The sequence below is a fragment of the Mesorhizobium sp. WSM4306 genome (assembly GCF_007003975.1).
In the GTDB taxonomy this organism is placed as follows: Bacteria; Pseudomonadota; Alphaproteobacteria; order Rhizobiales; family Rhizobiaceae; genus Mesorhizobium.
The window spans coordinates 52,193-67,515 of the sequence record NZ_VFTC01000004.1; the positions used below are offsets into that span (position 1 = coordinate 52,193).

General features: G+C 58.8%; 20 protein-coding genes and 1 pseudogene. 7 read left to right on the forward strand and 14 right to left on the reverse strand.

What is annotated here, in order from left to right:
• Window positions 1-23: 23 nt before the first annotated feature.
• From FJV77_RS07430 to FJV77_RS07450, 5 genes and pseudogenes are all read right to left on the reverse strand, one after another.
• A complete protein-coding gene (locus FJV77_RS07430) occupies window positions 24-1,217 on the reverse strand; it encodes an acyltransferase (protein WP_142866191.1) in 1,194 nt (397 codons plus the stop codon).
• 248 nt (window positions 1,218-1,465) lie between these two features.
• The gene (locus FJV77_RS07435; RefSeq protein ID WP_185970222.1) at window positions 1,466-3,028 is read right to left on the reverse strand and encodes an acyltransferase family protein; all 1,563 of its coding nucleotides are present in this window, start codon (window positions 3,026-3,028) and stop codon (window positions 1,466-1,468) included.
• A gap of 1,922 nt (window positions 3,029-4,950) precedes the next feature.
• Window positions 4,951-5,157, reverse strand: a pseudogene (locus FJV77_RS07440) (hypothetical protein); the annotation flags it as partial.
• 131 nt (window positions 5,158-5,288) lie between these two features.
• On the reverse strand, window positions 5,289-5,498 hold the full coding sequence (locus FJV77_RS07445) for a DUF768 domain-containing protein (protein ID WP_142866193.1): 210 nt from the start codon (window positions 5,496-5,498) through the stop codon (window positions 5,289-5,291).
• A 416-nt stretch (window positions 5,499-5,914) separates the two neighbouring features.
• Window positions 5,915-6,136, reverse strand: a complete 222-nt coding sequence (locus FJV77_RS07450) for a hypothetical protein (protein WP_142866194.1) — start codon at window positions 6,134-6,136, stop codon at window positions 5,915-5,917.
• A 79-nt stretch (window positions 6,137-6,215) separates the two neighbouring features.
• Here FJV77_RS07450 and FJV77_RS07455 point away from each other — a divergent pair, with 79 nt between their 5' ends.
• The 5 genes from FJV77_RS07455 (at window position 6,216) to FJV77_RS32250 (ending at window position 8,629) form a co-directional block, all read left to right on the forward strand.
• On the forward strand, window positions 6,216-6,680 hold the full coding sequence (locus tag FJV77_RS07455) for an Hsp20 family protein (protein ID WP_142866357.1): 465 nt from the start codon (window positions 6,216-6,218) through the stop codon (window positions 6,678-6,680).
• Window positions 6,681-6,862: 182 nt separating this feature from the next.
• Window positions 6,863-7,165: a DUF982 domain-containing protein gene (locus tag FJV77_RS07460; RefSeq protein WP_142866195.1), complete on the forward strand. Its 303-nt coding sequence runs from the start codon at window positions 6,863-6,865 to the stop codon at window positions 7,163-7,165.
• A gap of 12 nt (window positions 7,166-7,177) precedes the next feature.
• Complete coding sequence (locus FJV77_RS07465) at window positions 7,178-7,462, forward strand: DUF982 domain-containing protein (RefSeq protein ID WP_142866196.1); 285 nt, start codon at window positions 7,178-7,180, stop codon at window positions 7,460-7,462.
• 416 nt (window positions 7,463-7,878) lie between these two features.
• Window positions 7,879-8,172, forward strand: a complete 294-nt coding sequence (locus tag FJV77_RS07470) for a helix-turn-helix transcriptional regulator (protein ID WP_142866197.1) — start codon at window positions 7,879-7,881, stop codon at window positions 8,170-8,172.
• Between the two features lie 127 nt (window positions 8,173-8,299).
• Window positions 8,300-8,629, forward strand: coding sequence for a hypothetical protein (locus tag FJV77_RS32250; RefSeq protein ID WP_185970242.1), 330 nt, complete (start codon window positions 8,300-8,302; stop codon window positions 8,627-8,629).
• On the opposite strand, the gene FJV77_RS07475 is transcribed toward FJV77_RS32250, so the two are convergent.
• Together FJV77_RS07475 and FJV77_RS07480 are read right to left on the reverse strand one after the other, a co-directional pair.
• Window positions 8,558-9,085: a DUF4112 domain-containing protein gene (locus FJV77_RS07475; RefSeq protein ID WP_348643813.1), complete on the reverse strand. Its 528-nt coding sequence runs from the start codon at window positions 9,083-9,085 to the stop codon at window positions 8,558-8,560. The two genes, FJV77_RS32250 and FJV77_RS07475, sit on opposite strands and share 72 nt — an antisense overlap.
• On the reverse strand, window positions 8,973-9,470 hold the full coding sequence (locus tag FJV77_RS07480) for a YidB family protein (protein WP_142866199.1): 498 nt from the start codon (window positions 9,468-9,470) through the stop codon (window positions 8,973-8,975). Before FJV77_RS07480 ends, FJV77_RS07475 begins: the two co-directional genes overlap by 113 nt.
• Before the next feature lie 189 nt (window positions 9,471-9,659).
• Between FJV77_RS07480 and FJV77_RS32255 the strand changes: the two genes are divergently transcribed.
• Entirely contained in the window at window positions 9,660-9,797 is a 138-nt protein-coding gene (locus FJV77_RS32255; protein ID WP_185970223.1) for a hypothetical protein, read from the forward strand.
• A 99-nt stretch (window positions 9,798-9,896) separates the two neighbouring features.
• On the opposite strand, the gene FJV77_RS07485 is transcribed toward FJV77_RS32255, so the two are convergent.
• The 3 genes from FJV77_RS07485 to FJV77_RS07495 all read right to left on the reverse strand — a co-directional run bounded on the left by FJV77_RS07485 (window position 9,897) and on the right by FJV77_RS07495 (window position 12,248).
• Window positions 9,897-10,850: a YihY/virulence factor BrkB family protein gene (locus FJV77_RS07485; RefSeq protein ID WP_348643814.1), complete on the reverse strand. Its 954-nt coding sequence runs from the start codon at window positions 10,848-10,850 to the stop codon at window positions 9,897-9,899.
• 415 nt (window positions 10,851-11,265) lie between these two features.
• Entirely contained in the window at window positions 11,266-11,529 is a 264-nt protein-coding gene (locus FJV77_RS07490; RefSeq protein WP_112564442.1) for a YMGG-like glycine zipper-containing protein, read from the reverse strand.
• A 377-nt stretch (window positions 11,530-11,906) separates the two neighbouring features.
• Window positions 11,907-12,248, reverse strand: coding sequence for a low affinity iron permease family protein (locus FJV77_RS07495; RefSeq protein WP_142866201.1), 342 nt, complete (start codon window positions 12,246-12,248; stop codon window positions 11,907-11,909).
• Window positions 12,249-12,690: 442 nt separating this feature from the next.
• On the opposite strand from FJV77_RS07495, the gene FJV77_RS07500 reads away from it, so the two are divergent.
• The gene (locus FJV77_RS07500) at window positions 12,691-12,990 is read left to right on the forward strand and encodes a DUF1236 domain-containing protein (RefSeq protein WP_142866202.1); all 300 of its coding nucleotides are present in this window, start codon (window positions 12,691-12,693) and stop codon (window positions 12,988-12,990) included.
• Window positions 12,991-13,268: 278 nt separating this feature from the next.
• On the opposite strand, the gene FJV77_RS07505 is transcribed toward FJV77_RS07500, so the two are convergent.
• From FJV77_RS07505 to FJV77_RS07520, 4 genes are read right to left on the reverse strand one after another with little or no spacing between them, the layout of a single operon-like run.
• Complete coding sequence (locus tag FJV77_RS07505) at window positions 13,269-13,694, reverse strand: hypothetical protein (protein ID WP_142866203.1); 426 nt, start codon at window positions 13,692-13,694, stop codon at window positions 13,269-13,271.
• Between the two features lie 6 nt (window positions 13,695-13,700).
• On the reverse strand, window positions 13,701-14,360 hold the full coding sequence (locus tag FJV77_RS07510) for a hypothetical protein (RefSeq protein ID WP_142866204.1): 660 nt from the start codon (window positions 14,358-14,360) through the stop codon (window positions 13,701-13,703).
• The gene (locus FJV77_RS07515; protein WP_142866205.1) at window positions 14,344-14,754 is read right to left on the reverse strand and encodes a phage holin family protein; all 411 of its coding nucleotides are present in this window, start codon (window positions 14,752-14,754) and stop codon (window positions 14,344-14,346) included. The genes FJV77_RS07510 and FJV77_RS07515 overlap by 17 nt, the downstream gene beginning before the upstream one ends.
• Before the next feature lie 15 nt (window positions 14,755-14,769).
• Window positions 14,770-15,285, reverse strand: coding sequence for a hypothetical protein (locus FJV77_RS07520; RefSeq protein ID WP_246691165.1), 516 nt, complete (start codon window positions 15,283-15,285; stop codon window positions 14,770-14,772).
• Window positions 15,286-15,323: the final 38 nt, after the last annotated feature.

Consider the following 15,323-nt stretch of genomic DNA (forward strand, 5'->3'; position numbering starts at 1 on the left):
AGGAGACCGGTTGGCTTCGCACCCTACTCCGCCGGCGTCCTCTGCAGCGCCGCCGCGCCGCCCTTGCGGCCAAAGCGCTGGACGACGAAGCGGCCAGCCTTCTGGCCGGGGACCTCGATCAGATTGTAGGTGATCCAGGACAGCAGGGTCACCGTCGGCAGCACCACGGCAACGACGATCGCGAAGCGCAGCGGCGCCGCCAGTTCGTTTCCGTATTGGCTGATGACGAACGCCGCGACGGGCTGCAGCACCAGCAGATGGATCAGGTAGATGCTGAAGGAAAGCTCGCCCATCAGATGGAAGAACCGATTGCTGAGCGTCACGGCGATCGCCCGCGCCAGCGTTCCCGCCTTTCCAGGCAGCATGCGGTAGAGAACCAGCGCAAAGAAGCCCGCCACCAGCGCCTCGCGCACCAGAAGCTTGCCCAGCCCGTAGTCGCCGCCAAAGGGCAGCGCTGCCAACAGCAGCGCCAGTGCCAGGTAGAGGATCGGCCGCGGACGGCTCTGATGCACGATGCCAGCCAGCAGCATCCCGCACAGGAAAATCTGCATCTTCAGCGGCAGAAAGGACGGCATCGGAAAATGGATCGACAACAGCCGCATCGCAAACACGATGGCGCAGCCAAGCGCCGCGACCACGAGGGCGCTCCTGATCCAGTCCAGCCTGCGCACCAGCAACATGACGGCCGGGAACACGGCGTAAAACTGCATTTCCAGCCCCAGGCTCCAGTCGGGCAGCGGCGTGCGATAGGCGAGATTCGGCACCAGTCCGAACAGGAAGGTGAGATGAGCAACGATGTTCTTCAGGCCGCCGTCGAGATAGCGTTCGGGCGCCTGGTGCGATCGCGACAGGAAGTCGTCGATGATGATCCGGCAATCGTAGAGATAGGGGCCGAGCGCCAGCGCCAGGAAAAGCATGACGTAGAATAGCGGCGCGATCCGGAAATAGCGGCGCGTCCAGAATTTCAGCCAGGTTTCCGGCCTTTGCCAGGGCTCCTTGTCCTGGCGCAGCTGATAGTGGAACACCATCAGGAAGCCGGACAGCATGATGAAGAGGTCGACGCCAAGATCCGGCTCGCCGACGATCGGAATTTGCCAGCCGGTCAACAGCAGGCAGTGCCCGACCAGCACCCAGATCGCCGCGAGAGCGCGAAGCCCGTCAAGGCATTCGATGCGCGACGACCTGATATCCGTGATGCTGGTTTCGTAGCTAGCCATGTTGCACTGCAGCATGGCGCTTGAGGCGCGATTGTCAACCCATGGAGGGCACAGAAGCTGTGCCGACTGGCAGCGTGCGTTCACAGGGCGGCGACACTGCGACCATCGCGTGTGCGAGTCTGACTTTGCCGGTTCGGGGCGGTCTTGCGCAACATTGGCCAGCATTGGTGCTGCCGCGTAAACAACCTACCGCCAATGGTCACCCAAGGTTAAAGCTCGCGAAGGGTCTTCGGGCTTCTGCCGCTGATCTAATTTACTGCAATTGCAGCGTCGATGCGCCGGCCGAAAACGTTGGCCATAGAGCGTGAATAGGTAGCCGTCAGGTGATCAGTGTCACGCCAAACAAAGACGTTGCCGATAACCGCTGGGCAATTGCCGCCGGGGCACACGATGTCGTTGAAGTTGACGAGTGCCACATGTGGATAGCGGCGCTGCGCGACGACAAGAGGGTCGGACCCTGCGACGGATTTGTACGGAGTGGAGCAGTGCCGGTCTCGAGCCAAGCAAAGTTCGGGCTTCAGTCCCCAATATGGGGTGTCGGCGATGACGACTACCTTGGAGCCCAGCGCCTCGATTTTGCGCCACAGTTGTATCAGCGTACCGCTGACAGGGAACTGCTTCCCGTCGTCGGGATAGGCACGCAGATTGTCTCTCTGCCCCAGAATGACGATGTCCGGCTTTTGCTGTTGAATAATTCGCATCACGTACTGCCCCCAACTCAGGCAATCCGGAAAAGGACGATCGGTATCCCCATACAGGATCATGGTCGGAAATAGCGGGCAGCCAGGCTTGGTAAAGCTTTTCGCATTCCAGCCACGATCCGATGCTGTCCTCTCAAAGGCTGGCACCCACTGTTCAGCATGCGAATCCCCAACCAGAAAGACCTTAAGTCCCCCGTTTGGGTCGCCAAACTGGCAACCGAGAGGCTCCACTCCGTCGGAGGGCGGTCGGCAGCCTTCCCTTGTTGGCAGGTCCCTCTTAATCGTTGGCAAGGACGGAGAATAGGCCTCCACTTTCGGCACGGGTGCGTTGGCGAACAATGCTCTGGCGCCTGGATAATCGTCTGGATTGCGGGAGATCAGTGCTTGCTGTCGCGCAATCTCCATAGAGACCGCGCAGAAGGCGACCAGTGGCACTAGCGGGACGGGAGCAAAAACGGCGGCCAACCCGACGAGCCGGAAACGTGACGGTGCTGACGATTGCCGGAAACGGAAACGGTCCTCAACATGAATCTTCGAAACAGCGGCCAGACCAACACTTGCGGCAAGAATAGCCAGGCCACCCAACAGACCGATCGCTTCGCCTGTTTGCTGTGTGAAAAAGACGACTATCGGCCAGTGCCAGAGATACAGCGAGTAGGAGATGTCGCCGAAGAACTGGAACGGCCGCGTCTTAAGCAGAGAAAAGGCGCTGAACGAGGATTGGCTTTGTCCCGAGACGATGACCAACGCGGCCGCTACGGTCGGCAACAGCGCGGCATAGCCGGGAAAAGGTGTCTTGGCAGAAAACAGGAAGGCGGCCGCGAGGATTGAAGCGATGCCGACCAGACCAAGCAGGCGCCGCGTCCGTTCGCCGAGCGCTCTTTCGCCCGACAACGGCGAGCAGAGGGCCAACAGGCCGCCAAGGGCCAACTCCCAGATGCGGGTATAGGTGACGAAATAGGCTGGCGCGGGATCCGTGAGTGTGAGCCATACCGAGGCCCGGCAAGTGATGCAACAAAGATGGCGCCAAACAGGGCGACCAGCAACGTTCGCCAGGACACGCGAAACACGTGTGACAGCCACAACGCAGCGATAATCAATCCTGGCCAAACGACGTAGAACTGCTCCTCGATGGACAATGACCAGTAATGCTGGACCGGGCTTGGGGCGCTGGTCGCAGCCAGATAATCGACTGCCTTCGCCGCGAGACGCCAATTTTCCAACTGGAAGGCGCTGAACGCCAATTCGTTCGTCCCATCCCTCCAAAGAGCCGAAGGGAGCCAAAGTGGAGTTAACAGACCCACGAGTAAGAGCACGAGCAGAGCTGCGGGTAGAAGCCGTCGTGCGCGGCGTACATAAAAGGCGAGCAGGTCTATTTTCCCCGTTCTCTCCCCCTCACGCAGCAAAACGCCCGTGATGAGATATCCGGAAATGACAAAGAACACATCAACGCCGACGTAACCGCCTGGCACCAAGAACGGCCAGACGTGGAAAACAGCTACGAAGCACACTGCGATTGCACGAAGCCCCTGAATCTCGGGGCGGAAATGAGACCTGCTCAAAATACTTCACACCATATTTCTAAGCGATGGGGCTATAAGTCGTTGGAGAGGAAATAGGCTATATGCACAAGCACTGGCAAAATACAGCGCCAGTTGCTTTTCCAGCTATGCCACGGGGGGCAAAGTGGCTGGCAATTTGGGGCGCGATACCGTCGGCTGCCCGCGGCTCGGCCATTACCGTACCTCTTCGGCTCCAGCGTGATCTCCTCGACCCGCACTGGTCGTCGATGTCCTTGGGCTTCCGCGATCACACCATAGGCTAACGCGATCCCGGCAGTTCACAATACAACCTACAAGCGGTCGATTCCTTAAGGATGTAGCCGCTCCCATCAGAGGTCCGTCGCGTGGGGGCACGCGGCGGACTGATGGTGTCAGCGGCGCTGGGAAGCATCGCCAGACGCGCGTTTTTTAGGCTTAAGAACGTGTCTTGCACGTTTAGGGAACGGAGGGAGCCGCCAACGCTGTCCACTGGCCGCTGTCCTGCGCGCTGAAGCGTCCCGCGCATCGTGACGCCGGCCCGTGCCCCAGACGCTACCGGCAGCGCGACATGGTCGGGGCTGCCTCACCTGCCTGGGCACCTGTATCCAGTTGCCGTCCCCGTCGATCACTATCTGCGATCGGTAGCCGTCGGACTTGACCTCGCAAGTCCAGTTGCTTCCCTCTGGTGTTTCTCCATAAGGGTCGGCATCAAATGGATCGACAAGCACACCAGCCCCCAGCCGGCGATCCAATTAGCGCGCGCTTTATTAGTTCCAGAAAATTTTAACGGATCGTTGACCGCACTGTCCCAAAATAGGACGGCGCGGTCAAACCTACCCCGGCTGCGCAGGCGGCTCCGACAGCCCCAACCCAAGCCGCACTGTCGGAGCCGCTCCCACACTCACCCTAGATACCAGCAATGGTTGAATCAACGGTTTACGCGACGTGCTATCCAAGTGGTTGAGGCAACCGTGAGGGCAAGCGGCCCGCGCCAGTTATCAGGCGAGCGCGGGCCCGACCGTCTTGCGGACCGGTCGGCAGCGGGAGGAGTATGACGTCGCACCGCCGCAACTGATCAACTTCGCGGACCTCGTGCTGTTCCCCTTTGGATGCAAAAAAGCCCGCCGATCCTGGGATGCAGCGGGCCCATGGGTGTCCGGGCCGGTTTGTCGGTTTCCCAGGCTCCAAGTGCTTGTTGGCTGGGTCTGTAACCGCAAAAAGCCCGCGCCAGAGAGGTAGCAGCGGGCCAGTTTGGGGAGCACTTGATGGGGAACAGTACATTCCCGACAACAGGCCTGGAACGTAACTGTTCCGGCTGGCATGCGACTGTAGTTTGGCGGCAGATTCGCGGGCCGCGTCGCTGGCGTTGATACGCCCGATCGCGATAACCGCGCTTCCTGTACTAAAGCGTGTCCCGAACAATCAAACCAGCCCTTGATCAGGGACAGGGACCTGCCGCATCGGGCTCAACCTCGCAAAAGGGAGTTCCGCTCAGATGCAAAAAAGCCCGCCGCCGGCGTCGGCACACTCCTTCAGGATTGCGGCCCGGTCGTCCGCACTCATGGCCGTCCACGCGGCTTTTGCATCCGCTTCCGACTTCATGGTCTTCATGCCGGCGTCGGTGAAGAACGGAGACATTTTCGCCGGATCATCGAGCGCAGAAGTGCCGGTTGAACTTCCGGCGAAGGCCGAGCCGGTCGCGTTTCTTGCCGATGGGCGCGGCCTCCAAACACGCTCAGCCTGCTTTCTGCGGCGGGATCTGTGAGGCTGGTCGTGATGCTGTCACGCCTGAGCCGCGCGGTACTTAAACAGAGCGAGTTCTTTCGAAATCATATCGAGCGGTTCTGCATCGCATCGAAAATGACGTCGAACACGCTGCCGACTTCTTCGCTGATCTCTTCCAGGCTGATGCCTTCTTTGTCCGCCGCCTTAATGGCCTGATCGGTAAGGTCTGTAATTGCCGCGGGATCGTCGGTGAAGGCGTTCGGCAGATGCTCCGCCATCCATTTTTCTAGGAAGTCGATTCCGCGCTTGCTCATTGAAGGAACCAAAAAGCGGCCAGAACGAAGGAGACAAGAAACAGCGCCCCGGCCGCCACCAATACCCCCTTGCTCACCTCCCGGCTTGGCTGAGGGTCGGGTACAAGTTTCTTACGGTCAGGTTGTTCGTTCACGTGAGATTAAGTTGCGGCAGCAAATTAGGTTCCGCTAATCCTTCGACGGCTCGCAAATGCCGTTCCGTCGGGGCCGCTTGCAGGGCGGGCCCGCTTCAGCCGCCAACCGACCGGCAAACAAAGCCGGATCCCTCTAATGCCGATTCAAGGTAATGCAGGATCAAGGAAAATCGGAATGGCCCGCGCGGACGGATAAGGCAGCGCGGGCCTCACCATGATGTTTGGGGAACTTCGGTCGCCAACACGGACCGCTGAAGAACGCGCTGGTACAGCCAAACTGTCTCACTGGAAGGAGGTTCCGGCCACTTTAAAAAGCCCGCCGGCGGAACCGGCGGGCAATTGGTCTGGAGTAGCCGGAATCAACCAGCGCGAGTCAACGAACGTTAAAGATGCGGGTTGGTAGAGAACCTCGGCGCTTTCCCTAGATGCCAAGCGCAGCCGCCAAAAAAATTTCGAGATGCTCTTGAACTCATTTGGGACGATTCCTAATTCGATTTCCGCCAAGGCCATAGGCTCGGCAAAAATGGCGGCGCCGCATGGGGCGGCGCCCTTGTACCCATGTTGCTTCAAGGAGAATGTGGCTATGAGAACCTTTGATACCCTTTATCGGACCACCGTCGGTTTCGACCGCCTTTTCGACATGCTCGACAGCGGCACGCGCCCGGACTGGCCTCCCTACAACATCGAGAAGGTCGGCGAGAACGACTACCGCATCGCCATGGCCATCGCCGGCTTCAGCCAGGACGAGGTGGAATTGACCCAGCATGGCCCCGAAATAATCGTGGTTGGTCAGAAAGCTGATGACCAGAGCGGGCGCCAGCTTCTCCATCAGGGCCTTGCCTATCGCAGCTTCAGGCAATCGTTCAGGTTGGCCGACCACATGAAGATCAAGGCAGCCACCTTGGAGAATGGTCTCCTCACGATCGACATTGTCCGTGAGATTCCCGAAGAGCTGAAGCCGCGCCGCATCAGCATCGGCGTGGGTGACACGCCGGCGGCCGCCGCTCAGATCACGCAAGACCCCGACCGCGCGCGTAAAGCCGCGTAACCTCGTCGATCTGTAACTTTGAACTGCGGCCCGCCTCCCGGCCTCTGCTGGGAGGCTCCGACTGCGAAGAAACGGAGATGATCTCTTTACAGCTACTGGCGCCTCTATCGCGTGAGCGCGGTTGGCTTGGACCGCGCCAAAAAAACAAAACTCTCAATTGTTCGTTCGACTTGGAGGACCCTATGAACGATCGGATGTTTCAGAACGCCGTCTTCGTCAAAAGCGGTAACAACTTTGTCCAGGAAATCGCGTGTCTCGAGGACGCTTTAGAATTTCTCTATGAGTGGCCGAAGGACAGGCGCGGCCCCATTCACCAGACTGCATTGCGCGCCTGCCAACGGGCTTTCGACAGCGACTATCCGCTGTCCGCAGCCAGAGACGCGTTCAGCGGGTTTGCGAAAGCAGCCAGAATCCTTGAGGAAATGCCCATGACGATGCCGTGGATGACAGGCAAAGGTCGCCAAGGCGGAGGAGTGACGGCCTGATAGGAGGTTGTGATGCTGTCGAAGCCTTTCGAAAAGCCAGTCCGGGTGTGGGTGGGGCTCGGCTTTCCCCGTCAGCTCAACACGGTCGCAGATGCCTATCAATTCGCAGCGGAGTGGTGTGGCAACAGCCCGGAGCAGAAAGCTGCTATTCGCGCTTGCAAAGCCGCGCTGATTGGCGATGTCGATCCGGAGACTGCACGAGGTATCTTCATAGCGTTCGCTCGCAAGAAGGACATTCTCATGGAGGACGGCATTGAGCCTGCGCCTTCCAGGAAGCTGAGCACGCACCACGTCTGAAAATCGAGGCGGCTGTCACGACCGGTGGCCGCCTTCCTAGCTAAAGCGTCAACGCCGGTTCACTCCTTGGCCGTTGTTCAGTACGGTATAGCCCGTGCGCCTCCACCCGGCCCGATGATTCTCTGCCTCACGGGCCAGCCTGTAGACTTCAGGCAGCGGTTGCCAGTGGGCCGGCTTGACCTAAGAACCACGTCGAGACGTTGATCTGAGGGAAATGCAGCGCGCGCGCCGCCCACTGGTCGCCCGACCCTTTGCCCACGGCGCCCAGCCTTGGCCAGGCCGCTCAATAAGCTCGTGGTCTTGCACTTCACCGCCGAAGGTCTGGCAGATCGGCATAAGTCGCGCAGCTTATAGGCTTCAGATCGCCGCAGAAAGGTCAAGGGAACATATTAGCCATATTGAATGTTTGAGTGCTTATGGACAGCCGCAATCTACTCTCAGCAGATCAATTAAGAGCAGCACGATCCCTACTGAACTGGTCGCGAGTCCGACTTGCCGCAAAGGCCAATCTTAGCGAAATGACGATCAGCGATTTTGAGAACGGCGTTAGGAAACCGCGTCCCCATAACATCGCGGCCATGCGCCGTGCGTTTGAGGACGCCGGAATTGTCTTCACCATCGAAGGCACTCCATCGCTCGCCCGCCCTGACGATGATAGTGGTCTCGTCACCGACAATAGAATGTGGCGCCGTCGGATGAGAAAGGCGTAAGGAGGAAAGCCCGCCAACCCTCTGTTTCGGATTGCGCTGTGCTCTACCTCATGCCTGTACGGCGTCCAGCCCCTTGCAGGGCGTTCGATAAGCTCGCAGTCACTTCGCGCAAATATTAGGCAACTCCTTGGCGAAACCGGTCCGCACGCCGGCCAGACCACCCCACCAAAAACCCGGCAATGGCCGCTGGTACCCGGACCCGGTCACGGTCGGGTCTCACCCCTATCTATCGCGCGCGGGGCGCACTAGAGACGCATGGAAAATCAATGAACTGGTTGCTACGAGGGTGATCGGCCAAGCCACCGACGAAGTGGCGCTCGGCTGCACCCATTTAACAAATAGAACCGAGCTCACTCCGCTTTACCGGCCGGCTGCCAGCATCGGCCTACCTCTGGAGGTGATGACGAAGCAGTCGGATGTTGCGGTTGTTGGCTTTAAAATAGATATCGAAGATTGAACCGAGAATAGGAACGCTTCCCCCTACCGTATCAAGCAGCACGTTCCCTAACATGCGGGCGACCAAGCCATTTCCAGCACCGCTGTTTCGGGCTCGCACCACGATATATGCCGAGACTAGGCCCGTCGCCACATCTCCGAGTACGGGCACCAGACCCACCAAGGCATCCAGTCCAAAACGAATTGATGTTCCTGGAATGCGCCAGCGGGAATCAAGCAACGCGGCCAATAAATCCAACTCGACAATTGCTCTTGTCACCTCAGAATCGCGATGGCCCTCCCGGCTCGTCTCAGCGGCCGGGCGTGTGCGATTTATCAAATCGCCCCGGTCTAGAGCTGTGGCTCTAGACATCGTCTTGGCCGGTTGAATTCTTAGCTTGTGGCCTACGCGTGGGCACGTCATCAAGCAGGGTCGTCTCACCCGGTTCTCGCGTCGGCCCAGCGGGCAATTTACCATCTGGCGTCATCTTGTTGACTGCTTCGGGCAGATCTCGCGTAATCCTGCTGATGAGGTCCTCGCGTGAAAGACCCGTCTGCATCGAGAGCGAAGTGAGTGTGTCTTCGTCTATGGCCGCCTCCACGTCGCTTGGCTGGATAGGCTGGTTCGGCCCGGTACCAACCCAAGAGTCGACCTTCGATCCTGCCCCTGCCCCTCTGAATCGGTCGAGGATGTCGCCGAGGGCTGTCCCCGACACGCCTTTCGATATCTGATCCAGAATCGCGCCTTGCGGAGCGCTTGGATTACGATCTCCCGCCCTACGGATCATATCGCCGATCTTGTCGCGATTCTGGTATGCCAGGACCCCAAGCATCGCGATCGCCAATCTTCCCAGATTTGCCATTTTGGTCTTCTCCACGGTTCAAATGGAGGAAGGGCTCAGCTTCACAAAAGTTCCGCGAGCCGCGATCTAATGTTGGTATCCTTGCGGCGCTGTCCGGGGGCGACCAAGCTATCCGACTGAGATGTGAGGACCGGTACGAGGTTACGCCGCGCCGCGTCATATAGGCAGGTCCCATCCGGAGTGAACTCGATGATCAGGCTCCTTGTTGTCGCGGCGGCATTCCTCCTCGCTTGTGGCGCAGCCGAAGCGGCGAAGCAGGATCTGGCTGTCGTCAACCAGGCGCAATTTTCATCCGACACCGCAAGGGTTTCAGCCCAGCCTTTCTGAAGGCACAAATTCTCTTGGACCGCACCGCTTCTTGCCATGCCTGATCTCCGCCACCTTGGTGAGAGCTTCGCCAAGGCGATCAGCGCCTTCCAGACGTGGTCAGCGGCGAAGACCCAACATCAAGGTGGTCAGTATTGCGCTCGCGCATGCCACCGCAAACAGCACGACAAGTCCAGCAGGGTTAGACTTTTGCTCTGCCTGAAATCCGATGACCTGTCTTGCAGGCAAAGCACTGTGAACCACCGTGTGCAGATCGGACCTGCTGCCGTGTCGAACGGAATAGGCCCGAGTGATTTCCGCACCAAAAAGAAAAATTTCCGCCGAGTAGTAAACCCACAGCAGGATGACGAGCAGCCCACCGGCAGCTCCATATGAGGACGCGATCGCGCTGGAGCCGATATACCAACCGATAAGCGATTTCCCGAGCGTGAACAGGGCAGCTGTCACAACCGCGCCAATCCCGACATCGCGCCATTCCAGCGTTCGATCAGGCAAGATCTTGAAGATAGCGGCGAACATGGCGGCGATCAGGACAAACGAAACGACCGCGTTGATTACGCCTAGCACGATTGTGCCGAACGGCAACTGTGCGTTGATGACGTTGCCTAGGGCCGAAATCGCCGCGCTTGCCACGAGAGAGACGAGCAACATGAAGCCAAGTGCAGCGACCAATCCCAGACTTGCTGCACGTGCGCGCACCAGGCGCGACAACGAACTGCCTTGCGCTTCGACCTTCCATATTGCGTTCAACGACTGCTGCATTTCGCCAAAGACCCCGGAAGCGGTCACGAGCAAGGTGATGATGCCAATCACCGCCGCCCAGGTGCCGGATGATTTTCCGGACGCGCTCTCTAGTGCAGTTTGAAGAAGATTTGCGCTCTCTGCACCCATCAGGCCTGTGATCTGGGAAGACAAAGCTAATTGCGCGGCTTCATGACCGAATGCGAGACCTGCGATTGCCACCACGATGAGCAGAATTGGCGCCAACGATGTCGTGGCGTAAAAAGCAATTGCCGCGCCATGGCTAAGAGCATTGTCGTCGACAAAGCCCACGACGCTGTCCCGCACCATGCTCCATGCATTTATCAACGCGCGACGCATTTCGAGTCCCAGTTGAATTGGCGTTCTCTAGCAAATGCACTAGCACTTCCGATGTTCCGGTTGGGACTACTGCAGGATTTTCGCACTCCCTTCAAAATTTGCGGGCTCGGATAGCCATGGGACTGCGACGTCCTCTAATCATTCGGCCACCGCAATCAAAATGCATGCACCGATAAAGCCCGGGACAAGAAATGCTCGGCAATCGTTTGGGCTTCAACAGGCGCGGCTGGACTCGCGGTCGCAAGTTCGAAGTTTGTCGCGCAGCAGCTACAACGTTCCGGATAACCAGCCGCGTTTTTTGTAAATGCCATTTGATCATCTGCCTTGGAAAAAGGCGCGTGATCGTAGAGGACCACGCGCCTCTAAATCAGTAGCCGTCCGGGCACCGAGCGACGTAAACTCTTCCATACCTATCGCGGTATCTGCACTGGCCGGCTTCGCTGGCGTGCCCAATGACCGCCCCGGCTATCGCGCCAACTGCGCCGCCAACAACTGCGCCTTTCACGGGGTCGCCTGCCACGGCGGCGCCCACTGCTGCGCCGCCCAATCCGCCGACGGCAGCGCCCTGTTCGGTGCGCGAACATGCTGCGAGCGGGATAAGTAGACTCAAAATAAGAAGTGTCTTTTTCATTGATTCCTCCTTAGGCCATTATTAGCCATTACTTAAATGCGCGACCGGGTTTTTTGATCCCCCGACACAGGCTGCCAGCAAGCGAAAATCAGATCAGGCATGTCGCCTTCGTCAGTCATGGGGCTTGATTTTCATTCGGCCTGCGGCGTCCACCAACGCGGCACCGTCTCCTTCAATGCTATCGACGAGTTTGCGAGCCTGATCGGGTCGAGGTCGGGTTCCCTTGACAGGAAGAAGAAACGAAAGGACTTCTCTTCAGATGGAACAGGCGCAACACGCCCGCCCCCATCTTCGGCCAGACGCTTGGCACTTCCTCTGATCAGATGCCGTGAGCGGGTCGACGGACATGGCCACGTCGTCTGCGGGGCCAGAAACGCTCATGATCGCTGTCCTCGATCTGCCGCTTCTTCTTCGAGCACGATAAGCTTTTCCCGGATCTCCTCCGGCTCGGCGTGCTCCAATCCGACGACATCGTTTCTGGTTTCCTCCAGTGAAACGATGATCTCATCGAGTTTGGCGTGGATGGCGGCTGTGTCTCGATAGCCCTGAATGAGGACGATGCCCGTGATCACGATAGCCGCTACTGAAAGCGCATAGGTAACTGCATTTGTCATGCCAAACGGCACCAGAGCGGTACACGCCACCATGGCTATCATCAAGACGTAGAAACCCGGTGGCCGCGATAGGAAATCGGCCGCCAAGAAAAGGATGCGGTTCACGTCCTTGCCACGGTCAACAAGGCCATGAGGGCAGCGAGGGCGACGCAAATTGGCACTGCCGCGAGTAAGCCTGCCTCCAGGAACCGGACTTCTTTGTCAAACATTAGTTCACTCCACGCTCATCAGTCAGGACAGAGAGTTCGATCGCCATTTTCCGCTGCAGTAGAATCCTCTCAGCGCAGCAATGGGCCAAGCAGATGTTGAGATCGTCAGCCAAGGGATATTCCAATCATTCCTCCTGCAATCTGCATCAAACAACGAGCGCAGGCAGTGGCTGTTCCGGGCAGCATAATCCGCAAGACCATTGCGTCTTGCAGTCAGACCTTGGTCCTGCGTCAGCCCGACCGAAGCCTGTGCCTGGGAACATTTGCAAGACGACAAAGTTGGATTGGCCAGGCCGACGACGAGGGTCGTCCGTGCGGACCTAACAAAGGAGAAAATCATGAAAATCTATCTTACTGGCACCGCAGCCGCGCTGCTGCTTCTCGCAGGCATCGGCGTCGCTGCTGCAGAAGATATCATCATCCAGCCCGAGCAAGACACGGTTATCCGTGAGTATGTGAAGAAACAGCCTCTCGCTTCGGTGAAGCTTCCCGGTGTGGAACTCAACGTCGGCACGGCTCTGCCTGATACGGTCGAGCTTCACGAAGTGCCGAACGTCCAATACCGTTACGTCGTGATCGACAACCGCACGGTTCTCGTGGATCCGGGCACCCGCAAAATCGTCAAGGTCTACGACTGAGCACGTTGCTACTTCAGCCCGTCGCCTCCCAAAGAGGTGACGGGCGAACAAAATGCGCGTGGTTCGAGACGCAGAGCCGGACAATCGCCGCCGCCATTGCGCGGCCACCAGCGAACCGATCCAGCGCATGGCCAGCCCCTCAGGTCCCGGCCCACAACTGCCAGGTCAAAGCGACGTGTTGCCATTGGTCTGCCGGGCGGCTTGAGCCTCGGCAACGTCGATCGCGCAAAGCTCGTTGCCGGCCTGGTCGCGACGCGTACCAGCCATCGGTCAGATTGTCAGCGCCGGGCTTCAGATCTACTAGCGATGTCGATTGCGCAGCGGATCGCTTCGGCACGAGCGGCCTCAAAACTTGGCATTTCGGCGGGGTTGACCTGGCGAGCCTGCTCCCCATCGCGATATTCGAACGTGTAAACACGGCTCTCCCCCGAGTGGACATCGTCGCTTTCCGCAGACGACATGTCGTCCCCGTTGACACGCATCTCGAACGCTGCGGTCTGGACAAGCAGGGCTTTTGCACGGTCGATTGCGCCGAGCGCGCCGTCGGCGTCTTCGCCTCGCGCCATTTCCACGGCGACAGATTCCCCGCCCTCAAACACCACTCGAACCAGAGGCGGGCCGGAGGGCGCAGCCGCAGGTCCAATGTTGATTCCAACAATCTGCAGGGGAATTCCTTCAAACAGCGATGAACAGCCCTTCGCCACCGCCGATCAGCGATTTGGCTGATCGTCGTCTTCATCCGCGCGGCCGAGATAGTCGCTGGCTGCCGTCAATACAGACAGGAATGCAGCGGCGTATCTGGCAAATCCGAACGCTTGTGCGGCGGCCAATTTCGCACCGCGCGCATGTTCAGCGATAAACTTGTCCGCGGCATCCTGAACGTCAGCTCCAGCCTTGCCGAACAGGGCGCGCTCTTTTGCTGTGGGCTCGAAGGCCTTGCCGATAATGTGGCCAAGCAACAGGCCTCCTGCAGATCCAGCAAGCACCTTCGCACGCATTGAGTTTGTGATCGCCTTGGGCGTATGGGCTTCGTATCGAATTGACGCTGCGTCCGAATGCGTGGTGCCGGCAACCAGGTCGACAGCGTCACGATCCGCGCTTGCTAGGCCGCGGGCACTTCGCCTGCCGGCGTCAAACACCGCAACTGCGCCCAACGCGACCGCTGCGGCGGCGCCGCCATTATCCTTCACCGCATCGGACACACCGCCAAGCGCCTTCGCAACCTTCCGCTTCGCGTATCGGGTCGACGCATCGACCAGATTTCGGGGCTGCAGTCGCCGGGTTATTTCGCTGACAGGCTCAAACAAGGCCTGCCGTTCTACTCGGCTTTGCAGCATGATCTCTCGCATCTCTTCACTGGGTTGAGCCAAAACGCATCCCCTGTTTTAGTGCTGCGATATCGGTGCGGACCTGGTTGACGGTCTCGACCGGAGTGATGGTCCATCCCACCAGCGCTCTCTTGGCAAGATAGAGCAACAGCACTCCGCCGACCCCCAGCAAAACGCCGACCGCCAGACAAGCGACCATCGGATTTACCCCGACATGGATCATCGCGAGGATCAGGAACTGGACCATTGCGAACGCCGCCAGGACAAAGAGTGCTAATGCCGCGATTCCGCATGCGCCCGACGAGACGATCGTCGACGTCTTGACCTTCATCTCCGCCTGGAGAAGACGAAGGTCGAAGCGCATCAGCGAAGCGAAATGGCTCAGACCTTCGCTGAACACGCTCCCCAAAGGTCGGCGATCGAAACCATCATCCATTTGAATGCCCTTATCTCAGGATCGGTCGGAGCTTCGCATGATCCGGGTCAGCACAACGCCGGCCAGGATGCCTACGCCGAAAAAGGCAGCCGGTTGTCGCTGCGCGAATTTCGTCACGGAATCGAGCAATTCTCCCACGTTGCGATCCCTGATATCCGACGAAATCCGTTCCACGCCTTCGGCTGCGCTGCGAACCATGCCAGCAACCTGCGGCGCTTGCTTCTCGATGCCGTCGGCGGCTTCCTTAACCGAGTGGGCTATGTTGGCGATCGCGTCGGCGCCAGCGGTCTTGTTTGTTTCCACCGCTTCTTTGAACGCTCCAGCAGCATCGGATGCCACCGAACCGGCATAATTCTTCGCGTCAGTCGAAACTGACGCGGCAGCGGTTTTGAGATGCCCTGCTGTTTCGGCTGCGCTCGACTTCAACTTGCCGAGTGCTTCCTTGCTGGTGCCTGCCTTGTCGGCATCGGAAGTGTGAATCCGTTCCAGGTCGCTTGAAGATTCGCTGAGGTCGTTGGTTGGTGTGTTCACGATTTTTCACTCCTGTTGTCGTGAATTGAACTCCGCCA

What these genes read in the sequence shown, in the direction of transcription:
- FJV77_RS07430 (WP_142866191.1), bottom strand. Translation starts at nt 1,217, where the DNA reads ATGGCTAGCTACGAAACCAGCATCACGGATATCAGGTCGTCGCGCATC.
- FJV77_RS07445 (WP_142866193.1), bottom strand. Translation starts at nt 5,498, where the DNA reads ATGAGCAAGCGCGGAATCGACTTCCTAGAAAAATGGATGGCGGAGCAT.
- FJV77_RS07455 (WP_142866357.1), top strand. Translation starts at nt 6,216, where the DNA reads ATGAGAACCTTTGATACCCTTTATCGGACCACCGTCGGTTTCGACCGC.
- FJV77_RS07460 (WP_142866195.1), top strand. Translation starts at nt 6,863, where the DNA reads ATGAACGATCGGATGTTTCAGAACGCCGTCTTCGTCAAAAGCGGTAAC.
- FJV77_RS07465 (WP_142866196.1), top strand. Translation starts at nt 7,178, where the DNA reads ATGCTGTCGAAGCCTTTCGAAAAGCCAGTCCGGGTGTGGGTGGGGCTC.
- FJV77_RS07470 (WP_142866197.1), top strand. Translation starts at nt 7,879, where the DNA reads ATGGACAGCCGCAATCTACTCTCAGCAGATCAATTAAGAGCAGCACGA.
- FJV77_RS07475 (WP_348643813.1), bottom strand. Translation starts at nt 9,085, where the DNA reads ATGGTAAATTGCCCGCTGGGCCGACGCGAGAACCGGGTGAGACGACCC.
- FJV77_RS07480 (WP_142866199.1), bottom strand. Translation starts at nt 9,470, where the DNA reads ATGGCAAATCTGGGAAGATTGGCGATCGCGATGCTTGGGGTCCTGGCA.
- FJV77_RS32255 (WP_185970223.1), top strand. Translation starts at nt 9,660, where the DNA reads ATGATCAGGCTCCTTGTTGTCGCGGCGGCATTCCTCCTCGCTTGTGGC.
- FJV77_RS07490 (WP_112564442.1), bottom strand. Translation starts at nt 11,529, where the DNA reads ATGAAAAAGACACTTCTTATTTTGAGTCTACTTATCCCGCTCGCAGCA.
- FJV77_RS07500 (WP_142866202.1), top strand. Translation starts at nt 12,691, where the DNA reads ATGAAAATCTATCTTACTGGCACCGCAGCCGCGCTGCTGCTTCTCGCA.
- FJV77_RS07515 (WP_142866205.1), bottom strand. Translation starts at nt 14,754, where the DNA reads ATGGATGATGGTTTCGATCGCCGACCTTTGGGGAGCGTGTTCAGCGAA.